12 protein-coding genes and 1 pseudogene are annotated in these 13,123 nt (G+C 63.7%); 8 read left to right on the top strand and 5 right to left on the bottom strand.

Annotated features, from left to right (window positions below):
- Window positions 1-22 precede the first annotated feature (22 nt).
- From GR167_RS13905 to GR167_RS13890, 4 genes are all read right to left on the bottom strand, one after another.
- Window positions 23-1,321 carry a TRAP transporter large permease gene (locus GR167_RS13905; RefSeq protein ID WP_160974322.1) on the bottom strand — a complete coding sequence of 433 codons (1,299 nt, stop codon included), beginning with the start codon at window positions 1,319-1,321 and terminating at the stop codon, window positions 23-25.
- A 10-nt stretch (window positions 1,322-1,331) separates the two neighbouring features.
- Window positions 1,332-1,892: a TRAP transporter small permease gene (locus tag GR167_RS13900; RefSeq protein WP_160974321.1), complete on the bottom strand. Its 561-nt coding sequence runs from the start codon at window positions 1,890-1,892 to the stop codon at window positions 1,332-1,334.
- A 70-nt stretch (window positions 1,893-1,962) separates the two neighbouring features.
- Window positions 1,963-3,033 (bottom strand): TRAP transporter substrate-binding protein DctP, encoded by a 1,071-nt coding sequence (dctP, locus tag GR167_RS13895; protein WP_160974320.1) that lies wholly within the window; start codon window positions 3,031-3,033, stop codon window positions 1,963-1,965.
- Between the two features lie 424 nt (window positions 3,034-3,457).
- Window positions 3,458-4,243 (bottom strand): enoyl-CoA hydratase-related protein, encoded by a 786-nt coding sequence (locus tag GR167_RS13890; protein ID WP_160974319.1) that lies wholly within the window; start codon window positions 4,241-4,243, stop codon window positions 3,458-3,460.
- A gap of 228 nt (window positions 4,244-4,471) precedes the next feature.
- On the opposite strand from GR167_RS13890, the gene GR167_RS13885 reads away from it, so the two are divergent.
- Entirely contained in the window at window positions 4,472-5,638 is a 1,167-nt protein-coding gene (locus GR167_RS13885) for an acyl-CoA dehydrogenase family protein (RefSeq protein ID WP_160974318.1), read from the top strand.
- Here the strand turns inward: GR167_RS13885 and GR167_RS13880 are convergent.
- Window positions 5,633-6,130, bottom strand: coding sequence for a MarR family winged helix-turn-helix transcriptional regulator (locus GR167_RS13880; RefSeq protein ID WP_160974317.1), 498 nt, complete (start codon window positions 6,128-6,130; stop codon window positions 5,633-5,635). The two genes, GR167_RS13885 and GR167_RS13880, sit on opposite strands and share 6 nt — an antisense overlap.
- Before the next feature lie 217 nt (window positions 6,131-6,347).
- On the opposite strand from GR167_RS13880, the gene GR167_RS13875 reads away from it, so the two are divergent.
- The 7 genes and pseudogenes from GR167_RS13875 to GR167_RS13845 form a co-directional block, all read left to right on the top strand.
- Window positions 6,348-7,115: an SDR family NAD(P)-dependent oxidoreductase gene (locus GR167_RS13875; protein WP_160974316.1), complete on the top strand. Its 768-nt coding sequence runs from the start codon at window positions 6,348-6,350 to the stop codon at window positions 7,113-7,115.
- 11 nt (window positions 7,116-7,126) lie between these two features.
- Complete coding sequence (badI, locus tag GR167_RS13870; RefSeq protein WP_160974315.1) at window positions 7,127-7,909, top strand: 2-ketocyclohexanecarboxyl-CoA hydrolase; 783 nt, start codon at window positions 7,127-7,129, stop codon at window positions 7,907-7,909.
- A gap of 57 nt (window positions 7,910-7,966) precedes the next feature.
- A complete protein-coding gene (gene aliB, locus GR167_RS13865; RefSeq protein WP_160974314.1) occupies window positions 7,967-9,124 on the top strand; it encodes a cyclohexanecarboxyl-CoA dehydrogenase in 1,158 nt (385 codons plus the stop codon).
- A gap of 80 nt (window positions 9,125-9,204) precedes the next feature.
- Window positions 9,205-10,854: a cyclohexanecarboxylate-CoA ligase gene (aliA, locus tag GR167_RS13860; protein ID WP_160974313.1), complete on the top strand. Its 1,650-nt coding sequence runs from the start codon at window positions 9,205-9,207 to the stop codon at window positions 10,852-10,854.
- Entirely contained in the window at window positions 10,851-11,603 is a 753-nt protein-coding gene (locus GR167_RS13855) for an SDR family NAD(P)-dependent oxidoreductase (RefSeq protein ID WP_160974312.1), read from the top strand. The genes aliA and GR167_RS13855 overlap by 4 nt, the downstream gene beginning before the upstream one ends.
- Before the next feature lie 137 nt (window positions 11,604-11,740).
- On the top strand, window positions 11,741-12,946 hold the full coding sequence (gene pcaF, locus GR167_RS13850; protein WP_160974311.1) for a 3-oxoadipyl-CoA thiolase: 1,206 nt from the start codon (window positions 11,741-11,743) through the stop codon (window positions 12,944-12,946).
- Between the two features lie 88 nt (window positions 12,947-13,034).
- Window positions 13,035-13,123, top strand: a pseudogene (locus GR167_RS13845) (electron transfer flavoprotein subunit beta/FixA family protein); the annotation flags it as partial.

Below are 13,123 nucleotides of genomic sequence, written 5' to 3'. Positions count from 1 at the left end.
TGCGTGGATTGTCCGGGTGTGATCAGTTCATCATGTTCGGCAGAAGCAGGATCAGATCGGGGAACAGGACGATGATCGAGATGATGAAAATCTCGCCGATCAGGAAGGGCGTGACGCCCCTGAACACGCTTTCCAGCGGGATGTCGGGCCGGATGCCGTTCACCACGTAGCAGTTCAACCCCACCGGCGGGGTCACCACGCCGATTTCGATCAGCTTCACCAGCAGGATGCCGAACCAGATCGGGTCATAGCCCAGCCCGATGATGGCCGGGAACACCACCGGCAGGGTCAGCATCATCATGCCCAGCCCGTCGAGGATCATGCCCATCAGCAGATACATCACGATGATGCCCATCAGGATGACCCCGCGCGGCACGTCCAGCCCCACCACCAGGTCGGTCACTGCGCCCGGCAGGCCGGTGAAGGCCAGGAAGCGGACAAAGATCATCACGCCCCAGATCACCATGAAGATCATCACCGTGGTGCGCACCGTGTCCAGCAGGCCGTTGCGAAATTCGCCCAGGCTGATTTTCTTGAACAGCGCCATGACCAGGATGATCGCGGCGGCCACGCCCGCGGATTCCGTGGGGGTCATCCAGCCCAGGTAAATCCCGCCCAGGATCACGCCCACCACCGCGAAAACCCCGCTGACCTGGGGCAGCGCCCTGAGCTTTTCGCCGAAGCTGGTGCTGGGTTCGATCGGGGCCATGCCCGGCTTGAGCTTCACCACCACGGTGATCACGATGAGGTAGACGAGCATCGAAATCATGCCCGGCACCAGCCCGGCGAGCAGCAGCTTGGCGACGGATTGTTCGACGATGATGCCGTAGATCACCAGGATTGCCGAGGGCGGGATCAGCGCCGCCAGGGTGCCGCCGACAGCGACCACCCCGGCTGCCAGGCGCTTGTCATAGCCGCGCGCCTCCATCTCGGGCAGGGCCAGGCGGGTGAAAACGGCGGTCGAGGCGGTGCTGGCGCCGGACACGGCGGCGAACCCGGCCGAGGCGAAGATCGTCGCGGTGGCCAGTCCCCCCGGCGCGCGCCCGACCCATTTGCGGGCGGCGTCATAGGCCGATGTGGTGATCCCCGCATGCATCGCGAGAAAGCCGATGGCGATGAACAGCGGCAATACGCTGAGCGCGTAATGACCGGAATTGGCGTAGGGAATGATCCCCGACAGCCCGGTGGCGACGGTGGGATTGCGCAGGATCATCATTCCCACGATCCCGGTAAAGGCCGAAGCATATGCCACCGGCACACCGACAACGACGAGAAAGATCAGGGTTGCGATGCCAAGATAGCCAAGCGTGATGGGGTCCATGGTAGCGGCCTTATTCGTAGGGAGTGGTTTCGATCGCATCCATCGGATGGCCGAAGATGGTGGAACCGTCGGTCGGGCGGGCCAGCAGGCGCAGCGCCTCGGTCAGTTGCAGCAGGAGCCGCAGCCCCAGCAGTCCGAGCGCGCCGGTGACCAGCGCGATGCCCGGCCATAGCGGGATGCCGATTTCCGGCGTATCGCCGCCGTTGTTCCAGGACCGCATCAGGTTCAGCCAGCTGCCCTTGGTCAGAATGGCAACGACAAAAAGCCCGATGGCGAGCGCGAAAACCTCGTTGAGCCATTTCGCGCGGCCCCGGCATCGGTCGCTGAGCAGGGTCATCCGGACATTGCCGAAATGGCTTTGGCAATAAGATACGCCAAGCGTGACCAGCGCGACCATGAGCTGTTCGACGATATCGATGGAGCCGCGCACCGGGTGATTGAAAACGCCGCGGCCGACGACTTCGATGCAGACCAGCGACATCAGCGCCAGGATCAGGATGCCGGCGATGATCGCGGCGAATTTTTCGACAGCGCCAAGCGCGTTGTCGCACGAGTCGATGAAAGCCTGCATGGCAGTGCTCCTCTTCCGGGAGGGTCAGCGGGGAAGGCCCCGCTGACACCCGGGCTTGCGTTTGGGATGGTTATCCGGCTTGCGCCTTTTCGGCTTCCGACAGGATCAGGTCGAAAAGTTCCTGGCCGGGAATGCCCTTGGCGGTCGCGTCGTCGATCCATTTCTGCCAGCTGGGCTCAACCGCGGCCTTGAGCGCCGTTCTGATGTCGTCGGTCAGCGGGATCCGTTTCAGGCCGCGCGCCTCGAACTCTTTTTCGTTCGCTGCATCGATTTCAGCATAGGCCGCGATCTGATGGTTATAGGCGGGCACCACGGCCTCGGCCAGCAGCTGCTTGTATTGCTCGGGAAGCGCGTTATAGGCGTCGGTGTTGGCGGCGACGGTGCATTGAACGGTGCCGAGGTTCCAGGCATCGGTCACCCAGGTCGACAATTCGTGGAAACGGTAGGCCACGAAGGCATAGGTGTAGGGATAGACGATGCCTTCGATCACGCCGCGTTCCAGCGAATTGTACAGATCGGGGGCCGGCATGGTCGAAGGCACCGCGCCAAGCGCTTCGGTCAGGGCCGCGTGCCCGCCGGAGGCGTTGAGGCGGACACCGTCCCAATCGGCCAAGGTCGCAGGGGTGTCACCGCGCCCCATGATTTCGTAATTCGGCATCAGCGCGGACATGATCGGCGTCGAATTCCACTTGTCCCATTCGGCCTTCAGTGCCGGATGCTTGAGATATTCGCCGTAGACCTTGTACTGCACCTCGAAGCTGGGTAGCGGCAGGAAGGCCTGGCTCAGCCCCATCGAGGCGGGCGTCTTGTCGGGGTGGTAGAACGGGCAGACCGTGGCGGCCTCGAAGGCGCCAAGCTGCAGGCCGTCGATGTTTTCCTTGGGGTCCGACAGGACACCGCCGTATTGCAGGTCGAGTTCGAAATTCCCGTCGGTCTTTTCGGCAAGATAGTCCTTGAGCCCCTCGACCCCTTCGGTGAAGCCGCGCCGCGAGCCCCAAAGCGACACCAGCCACTTGACCTTGGGGCCGTCCACCTCGGCGGCCGTGGCCGTGTTCGGCGCAAAGAAGGCGGCCGAGGCCGTCAGCGTGACTGCCGCAACGGCGGCGAGTCCGATCGATCCGATTTTCAGGTCATTTTTCATGGTTTCCTCCCTTGAATGACACTTGCTCAGTTCAGAGCCCCGGCCCGTTGCCGGTGCCCGTTTCAACGCGTCTTCACTCCTCTCCCGCGACCTGTTGGCGTGATCTGCGGGGGCGGTCCTCCTAAAGACGGTTGGCTGGGTGTGCAGCTGTCCTGTTCTCCTGAACCTTCCAGAAAACCGGGGGGCGCTTAATGGAGAATATGTTCGAAAAGCTGTACAATTCGTATGATTTCGCAGCCGGGGTATGCGTGCTGTGCTGTCGGCTGCTGTTGGCGTTTTTCTCGATAATTTGCGGAAAGCCCTCGGTTTTTCCGGGTTTTGTCGCCGTTTTCCCCATTTGCGGTTGCTGGGAATGGATCGCGTCGGCGGGATGGGATTGGAAAATTTGCATGGCTGTCCCGGGGTGCTCGGCCGGCGCGTGGGCTCAGCGGTGGCGGAAATTCGGCGGGCGTTTTTCGATGAAGGCGGTCATGCCTTCGTGGCGGTCTTCGGTGGCGAAGGTCGCATAGAGAAGCCGGCGTTCGAGGTGGATGCCCTCGGCGAGGTGGGTCTCGTAGGCATGGTTGACCGCCTCTTTCGCCATGCGAAGGATGGGGCGCGATGACCGAGCGATCTGCTTGGCCAGCGCGATGGCGTCGTCGAGATATGTAGCGATGGGCGAAACACGGCTCACCAGGCCGCGGGCGAGCGCTTCTTCGGCGTCCATGCTGCGGCCGGACAGGATCATGTCCATGCCGACGGCCTTGCCGACGGCCCGTGTCAGCCGCTGGGTGCCGCCCGCGCCGGGAATGACGCCGATCTTCGTTTCGGGCAGGGCGAAGCGCGCGGTTTCCGAGGCGATGATGATGTCGCACATCAGGGCCAGTTCGCAGCCGCCGCCCACCGCATGCCCCGAAACGGCGGCGATCAGCGGCTTGCGGCAGCGCGCGGCGCGTTCCCAGGTCGCGGTGATGAACGCCTCATCATAGACATCGACGAAGGTCTTGTTCTGGATTTCCTTGATATCCGCCCCGGCGGCAAAGGCGCTGTCGCTGCCACTGATCACGATGCTGTGGATCCTGTCATCGGCCTCGAACGCATCGAGGGCCGCGCTGAGCTCTGAGGTCAGTTGGCTGTTCAGCGCATTCAGGGCCTGGGGCCGGTTCAGGCGCAACACCCCCGCCGGACCATCGGTTTCCACCAGCACTGTCTCAAGGATATGGTCTTTCATTTCTCGGCTCCTCCCAGGGCAATAATGTAAATATCATTACATATAAGGCAAGGATTTTGTTTTGAGTGTCGGGCTGGGGATTGGTGGACTGAAGGTATTTAGTGCTATTTGGTCTTTAAATTTGGGGCAAATGTTGCGCTGCGCCTTTCGATGGGGATCGGCTAGCATGTTGCGCGCTCGGTAAAAATAGCAATATATTGCACAAAAAATCCTATGGAGGAAAAGTGAATGGCATTGGATATTGAAACGCGCGCGCAGCTTGTCGCGACGGTTCGGCGCTTCGTCGACGAAAGGCTTTTGCCGGCCGAGGCCGAGGTGGCGGAGAGCGATTCAATCCCCGAATCGATCATCCAGGAGATGCGTGAGCTGGGGCTGTTCGGCCTGTCCGTTCCCGAAGAATTTGGCGGCTTGGGGCTGAACATGCAGGAAGAGGCGGCGCTGATTTTCGAGATCGGGCGTGCCGCGCCGGCCTTCCGGTCGGTCTTTGCCACCAATGTCGGCATCGGATCGCAGGGCATCGTGATCGACGGCACGCCCGAACAAAAGGCGGCCTATCTGCCGCGGATCGCCACCGGCGAACTGATCGGGTCTTTCGCGCTGACCGAACCCGATGTCGGGTCGGATGCGGGATCGGTGCGCACGACCGCCACCCGCGACGGCGACGAGTATGTGCTCAACGGAACCAAGCGGTTCATCACCAATGCGCCGATTGCGGGGCTTTTCACCGTCATGGCGCGAACCGATAGCGGGCAAAGGGGCGCCAGGGGCGTGTCGGCCTTCGCGGTCGAGGCGGGGATGCCCGGGCTGTCGACCGGCAAGCCTGAAAAGAAGATGGGCCAGCAGGGCGCGCATGTCTGCGATGTGATTTTCGAGGATTGCCGGGTGCCGGCCTCGGCGCTGATCGGTGGCGTCGAGGGCGTGGGGTTCAAGACCGCGATGAAGGTTCTCGACAAGGGGCGGCTGCATATCGCGGCCGCCTGCGTCGGGCTGGCCGAGCGGATCATCGACGACATGATGGATTATGCGGTCAGCCGGACACAGTTCGGCCGCCCGATCGCCGATTTCCAGATGCTGCAGGTCATGTTCGCCGACAGCCGGGCGGAGGCATTGGCGGCCCGCGCGATGGTGGAGGATGCCGCCCGGCGCCGCGATGCGGGGGAAGATGTGGCCGTGATGGCGTCTTGCGCCAAGATGTTCGCGTCGGAAATGGTCGGCCGCGTGGCGGATCGCAATGTGCAGGTCCATGGCGGCGCCGGATATATCCGCGAATACCGGGCCGAGCAGCTGTTCCGCGATGCGCGGCTGTTCCGCATCTACGAGGGAACGACGCAGATTCAGCAGGGGATCATTGCGCGCGCCATGGCGGCCGAGGCGCGGGTGCGGGCGGGTCTATGACTCGCCCTGGCCCTCGTCGAGCTGCCGCATATTGTCGAGCAGCTTGTCCAGGTAATGGATCGCGTGGATCTTGTCGGTGGTCGAAAACCCTTCCAGCGCGGCTTCGTAGAAGGCGGAGATCCGATCGCTCATGTCGGTGCGCCAAAGGTGGCGTCCGTGGCTGGACAGCCGGATCAGCCGGCTGCGGCTGTCATGGGGGGAAACGACGCGTTCGATCAGCCCGTCGCGTTCCAGCCGCGCCAGGACACCGGTCAGGTTCTGCCGGCTGACCATCAGGAAGCGAGTCAGTTCTCCGACCGCGATTCCGTCTTCGGCGCCGTCACGCGCCAGGGCCCCGATCACCGCCCATTGCTGGGTGGTGATGTGCATGTCTTCCAGCGCTTTCGTGCCGCTTTTATGCATGAGGTTTGCCGACTGATAGAGCCGGAAAAAGAGCCGGTTTGCCAGGTCGTCCACCTTGCTGTGCGGGGCTGGGGAAGGATGTTCGCTCATGGTTTTAGTCTGTGCGGGCTATTTCGGTTCAAGTCAACAGTTTGCTGCTTCTTGCGAAAATAAATGACAACTACTTGACATAAAATCGCGCGGCGATTAGTGCTGTATCTCGTCAAGTTGAGGAGGCTGGACGACATAGGGGAGGGGTTTATATGTATTTTTGTATCGAATCTGTTCGACCCTCCTCTTGCGTCCTGCAAATTTGAAGGAGAATTCCGTGAGAGGGCTTAAAAGTAAAACTGTTGTCGTAACTGGGGGCGGCGGTGGAATCGGGGCCGCAACCTGTCTGCGTTTCGCGGAAGAGGGCGCGCGCGTCGCCGTCGTGGATCTGAACGAAGCGGCGGCCAGCAAGGTGGCCGATCAGATCAATCAGCTGGGCGGCCGGGGATTGGCCGTTGCGGTGAACCTCATCGATGCGGACGCCACCCAGGCCGCCGTCGAGCGGATCGAGGCGGAACTGGGCCCGATCGACGTTCTGGTCAACGGTGTCGGCTGGGATGTGTTCACGCCGTTCCTGAAAAGCGATCCGGATTTCTGGTCCAAGATCATCGACATCAATCTGCGCGGTGTCCTGAATATCGTGCACCCGGTGCTGTCGAAGATGGCCGAACGCCGGTCGGGCAAGATCGTTTCGCTGGCCTCGGATGCGGCCCGCGGCGGGTCGTCGGGCGAAAGCGTCTATGCGGCGTGCAAGGCGGGTGTGATCGCCTTTTCCAAGACTATCGCGCGCGAACATGCCCGGCACGGCATTTCGGTCAACGTGGTGTGCCCCGGGGTGACCGAAACCGCGATGCTCGATGCCTTCATGGAAGCGGCCGGCGACAAGGAAAAGCTGCGCTCGGCCTTCACCAAGGCGGTGCCGATGGGCCGGCTTGGCCAGCCCGGCGATCTGCCCGGCGCGATCGCCTTTTTCGCCAGCGACGATGCCGGGTTCATTACCGGACAGGTCATGTCGGTGTCCGGCGGCCTGACAATGCACGGCTGAGGGAGGCCAAGATGAGCTACGAAGACATCCTTTACGAAATCCGCGACGGCGCGGCGCATATCACCATCAACCGTCCCGACAAATACAACGCCTTCCGCGGCCAGACCTGCGAGGAACTGATCGACGCCTTCAACAAGGCGGGCTGGGACAAATCCGTCGGCGTGATCGTGCTGTCGGGCGCGGGTGAAAAGGCGTTCTGCACCGGCGGCGACCAGTCGGCGCATGAGGGGCAGTATGACGGGCGCGGCACCATCGGCCTGCCGATGGAGGACCTGCATTCGATCATCCGCGACGTGCCCAAGCCGGTGATCGCCAAGGTGCAGGGTTTCGCCATCGGCGGCGGCAACGTCCTGGCCACGATCTGCGACATGACCATCGCCGGCGACCGCGCCCAGTTCGGTCAGGTCGGGCCCAAGGTCGGCTCGGTCGATCCCGGTTACGGCACCGCGTTCCTGGCCCGCGTGGTGGGCGAAAAGAAGGCGCGCGAAATCTGGTACATGTGCCGCCGCTATTCGGCGCAGGAGGCGCAGGAAATGGGGCTGGTGAACAAGGTCGTCCCGCATGAGGAGCTGGACGCCGAGGTCGATCGCTGGTGCGCCGAGATCATGGAAAAATCGCCCACCGCCATCGCCTTGGCCAAGCGCAGCTTCAACATGGATACCGAACATCAGCGCGGCATTGCCGGGCTCGGGATGCTGGGTCTGTCGCTCTATTACGACACCGATGAAAGCAAGGAAGGCGGCATCGCGTTCAAGGAAAAACGCAAGCCGGATTTCCGCAGGTTCGGGAAATAAGCAGGCGCCCCCGGGCACAGGTCCGGGGGCGAACCGATCACGCCGAGGGAGGACAGCGTGCAGACGATTTTCGATACAGAAGAGCTTAACCAGATCCGTGACCTGGCGCGCAAATTCGCGCAGGAGCGCGTCGCACCGGGATATCTGGAACGGGAAAAGGCCGGTCGCTTCGACATGGACCTGCTGCGCGAAATGGGCCAGCTGGGCCTGATCGCGCCGGAACTGCCGGAGGAATTCGGCGGCATGGGGGCCGATTTCCTTTACTCGGGCGTCATCATCGAGGAGATCGGCAAGGCCGATTTCACCTTCGGCTATGCGCCGCTGCTGGCGTCCCTCAACGGTCAGATTCTGCGCAAATTCGCCCAGCCAGAGGTCGCCCGCGACTGGCTTGAGGGGGTGACCGCCGGGGAAGACATGCTCGCCATCGCACTGACCGAACCCAAGGGCGGGTCCGACGCGGCCAATCTGGGTCTGCGGATGGAACGGGACGGCGATCATTACATTCTCAACGGGGAAAAGACCTCGATCTCGGCCAACCAAATCGCCAAGGGCGTGGTGACCTTCGCGCGCACCGGCAAACCCGAAGACCGGGCAAAGGGCGTTTCGGCGATCCTGGTGCCGCTGGACCTGCCGGGGATCACCACGTCGAAGTTTTCCAATTGCGGCCAGAATTCGGTCGGTCACGGGTCGATCTGGTTCGACAATGTGCGCGTCCCGGCGGAGCTGCTGCTGGGCGAAGAGGGTAAGGGGTTCGGTCAGGTCATGAACGGCTTCGACTTCTCGCGCTCGCTGATCGGTTTGCAGGCGCTTGGCGCGGCACGCCAGAGCCTTGACGAAACCTGGGCCTATATCGGCGAACGTCACGCCTTCGGCAAACCGCTGTCGGCGTTCCAGGGGGTGACGCATCAGCTTGCCGATTTCGACACCAAGGTCGAAGCAGCGCGGCTGATGTCGATGAATGCGCTGTGGTTGAAGGATCAGGGGCTGCCCCATACCGCCGAGGCCGCGATGACCAAGTGGTGGCCGCCGCTGCTTGCCTATGAGGCGATCCATGCCTGTCTGCTGATCCACGGTCACGCGGGCTATTCCGAGGACTTCCCGTTCCAGCAGCGCCTGCGCGACGTGCTTGGCCTGCAGATCGGCGACGGGACCGCGCACATCATGAAAAACATCATCGCCCGGGAACGGGCAGGGCGGGCCGCCGTGTCCGCCTGAGGACGAAATGCAAACGGAGGCCGCTGCGGGCTGAGGAGACCCGCAGCGGCGCATCCAGCAAACCGGGAGGAGGAAACCCCATGCAATTCGACGCTGTACTGATCGAGCCGCGCATCGACGAGATGACGGCAAAAGGATTCTGGCAGGGCAAGACGGTCAATGACCATTTCGACGCCTGCATGACCGATTGCCCCGACAAGCCGGCGCTGACCTCGATTTCCGTCGCCACCGGCGAACGGCGCGATTTCACCTGGAAGGACCTGGACGTTCTGGCCAATCGCGCCGCCGTCGGGCTGTCGCGGCTGGGGGTCGGCAAGGACGACGTCGTCGCCTGTCAGCTTCCCAATTCCTGGCAGTTCGTGGTCACCTATCTGGGCTGCGCCCGGATCGGGGCGGTGTTCAACCCGGTGATGCATATCTTCCGCGAACACGAACTGACCTTCATGCTGCGGCATGGCGAGGCGAGGGTGTTCGTCGTTCCGAAACTGTTCCGCGGCTTCGATCATGAGGCGATGGCGGACGGCATGCGCAAGGACCTGCCCGATCTGCAGCATGTCGTCGTCGCGGGTGGCGAGGGCGAGCGCGACTTCGACGCGCTCCTTGCCGATCCGTCGCTGGATGACGACCCGGACCTGCCGCGCATCGTCACCGACAACCGGTCGGATGCCAATGCGGTCTGCCAGCTGATCTACACCTCCGGGACGACCGGGGAACCCAAGGGCGTTATGCACACCGCCAACACGATGTATTCCAACCTGGTGCCCTATGCCGAACGGCTGCAGCTCGGGGCCGAGGACGTGGTGCTGATGGCGTCGCCGATGGCGCATCAGACCGGGTTCATGTACGGGCTGCTGATGCCGGTGCAGCTGCAGGCGCGGGCGGTTCTTCTCGATACCTGGGACCGGTCGGTCGCGGCGAAGGTGGTGGAAGAGGATCGCTGCACCTTCACCATGGCATCGACCCCGTTCCTGATGGACCTGGCGAATGTCGTCGAGGAAGAAGGAACCGACAGTTCCTCGCTGCGCACCTTCCTGTGCGCCGGCACGGCGATCCCCGGCCCGGTTGTCGAACGGGCGGGCACGGTGCTGGGCACCAAGATCGTATCGGCCTGGGGCATGACCGAAAACGGCGCGGTGACGCTGACCAATCTGCACGACCCGGACGAATGTTCGATCCACAGCGACGGCTACCCGCTTGCCGGGATGGAAATTCAGATCCGCCGCCCCGACGGCAGCATCGCCGCCCCTCATGAAGAGGGCGAGCTTTTCGTGCGCGGCTGTTCGAATTTCGGCGGCTATCTCAAGCGGGCGCATCTGAACGATGTGGATGCCGACGGCTGGTTCGACACCGGCGACATCGCGCGGGTGGACGACCGGGGATATATCCGCATCTGCGGCCGGTCCAAGGATATCATCATCCGAGGGGCCGAAAATATTCCCGTGATCGAGGTCGAAAGCGCGCTGTTCAAGCATCCCGCCGTCGGCACGGTCGCCATCGTCGGCTATCCCGATGACCGCCTGGGCGAACGCGCCTGCGCCTTCGTCATCCCGAAATCCGGCCAGACCCTGACCTTCGACGGAATGAAGACCTTCCTGGCGGAAAACAACTTCTCCAGGAACTACTGGCCGGAACGGCTGGAAATCCGCGAAACCCTGCCGGCGACGGCCTCGGGCAAGATCCAGAAATTCGCGCTGCGCAAGATGCTGCGCGAAGAAATGGGGCTGGAATGAGCCTCTCGAACCGCATCGCGGCAGTCACCGGCGCGGGCGGTCCCATGGGCCGCGCCACCGTCGAGCGGCTTGTCGCGGGCGGGATCGCGGGGGTGGCGCTGACCGATATCTCCTCCCGCCGGCTTGAAGAAGCCGTGGCGGCGCTGCCCCCTGATCTGCCGGTCTGCGCGACGCGGGCGGATGTCACCCGCGCCGACGAGGCGGGCGGCTTTTCCCGCGCGGCGCTGGATCGCTTCGGGCGGGTCGATCTCCTGGTCAACCTGGTGGGCGGGTTGCGCTCCAGGCAGCTTTACACCCCGTTTCTGGAAATCGAGCCCGAGCAATGGCGGGCGACGCTGGACCTGAACCTGATGGGGACGATCCACCTGGTCCGCGCCTTTGCGCCGGGCATGCTGCAAAACCGTTGGGGCCGCATCGTCAATGTCGCCTCGATCGTGTTCGGCGGGGAACCGGGGCAGGCGGATTACGCCGCCGCCAAGGCCGCCGTCGCGTCGCTGACACGGACTCTCGCGGCGGAGTTCGCTCCCGATGTCACGGTCAATTGCGTCGCCCCCGGCCTGACGCGCACCTCGGTGACCGAAAACATGCCGGTTGAGCAGCAAGACCGGCTGATCGGCCTGGCGCTGAACCCGCGCATGGCCGAACCCGACGAGGTTGCCGAGGCCATCGCCTGTTTCCTCACCGATCAGGCGCGTTTCCTGACCGGTGAAATGCTGTCTGTCTCCGGCGGCATGCGCCCGTCTCTCTGAGGGCTTGCGATGCGTAATCTTGTTCCGCGTGAGCCCGCGCAAGGCCCGCTTTCCTACCCCTTCCAACCCGGTCCGGCACGGCGAACGCCGCTGCCCGGGGCCTGACGAAACCAACCGCAAGGACAACGGATTATCCCATGAGCGAAGCTTTCATCTGCGATTACATCCGCACCCCCATTGGCCGCTATGGCGGTGTCCTGTCGAAGATGCGCGCCGACGATCTGGCCGCGCATCCGCTGACGTCCCTGATGGCGCGCAATCCGGGCATCGCCCCAAGCGCGATCGAGGAAGTCTGGCTCGGCTGCGCCAATCAGGCGGGCGAGGATAACCGCAATGTCGCCCGCATGGCCGCGCTGCTGGCGGGCCTGCCCGAAACGGTGCCGGGCGTCACCCTGAACCGTCTTTGCGGGTCGGGCATGGAGGCGGTCGCCTCGGCCGCCCGCGCCATCCGCGCCGGCGACATTGCGCTTGCCATCGCCGGTGGCGTGGAAAGCATGAGCCGCGCGCCCTTCGTCATGCCCAAGGCCGACGCCGCCTTTTCGCGGGCCAGCGCCTTGTATGACACGACGATCGGCTGGCGCTTCGTGAACCCGAAGATGCAGGCCGCATGGGGCACGGAGTCGATGCCCGAAACGGCGGAAAACGTCGCCGATGAACACGGGATTTCACGCGAAGATCAGGATGCCTTTGCGCTGCGCTCGCAGGAGCGGGCGGGGGTGGCGATGGCAGCGGGGCGGCTCGCCGAGGAAATCGCGCCGGTCACCATCGATCTGGGCCGCGGCAAGACGGTCGAGGTGGCGCAGGATGAACATCCGCGCGCCGGGACCACGTTGCAGGATCTTGCCCGATTGCGGCCGATCGTTCGCCCTGATGGCACGGTGACGGCCGGCAATGCGAGCGGGGTCAACGATGGGGCCGCGGCGCTGCTGGTCTCTTCCGAAGCCGCCGCTGCCGCCAACGGGCTGCGCCCGCTGGCGCGTATCGTGGGCGCGGCCTCGGCCGGGATCGCGCCGCGCGTGATGGGCTATGGCCCGGTGCCTGCGGTGCAGAAGCTGTGCGCGATGACGGGGATCGGGCTGGACCAGATCGACGTCATCGAACTCAACGAAGCCTTCGCGGCGCAGGGGCTGGCCGTTTTGCGCGGGCTGAACATCTCCGACGACGATCCGCGCGTGAACCGCAACGGCGGCGCCATCGCGCTTGGCCATCCGCTTGGCATGTCCGGGGCGCGGATCACCGGCAGCGCGGCGCTGGAGTTGCAGAAATGCGGCGGGCGCTATGCGCTCGCGACGATGTGCGTCGGCGTCGGGCAGGGGGTCGCCATCCTGCTGGAACGCGTCTAGCGGACGGAAGGGCCGAAACCATGCCCGCCAAGACAGCCCGCATCCTATCGATGCCCCGATCTTAGTGAAATTCCCGAGGAGACCTTTGATGAAACTACTAGTCCCGGTCAAACGTGTGATCGACTACAACGTGAAAGTCCGCGTTAAGGCGGATGGCAGCGGTGTCGATCTGGCCAA

The sequence above is a fragment of the Thalassovita mangrovi genome, assembly GCF_009857745.1.
Lineage (GTDB): Bacteria > Pseudomonadota > Alphaproteobacteria > Rhodobacterales > Rhodobacteraceae > Thalassobius > Thalassobius mangrovi.
Note: the sequence above shows the minus strand (reverse complement) of the source record. Positions and strands in the feature narration are given on the sequence as shown.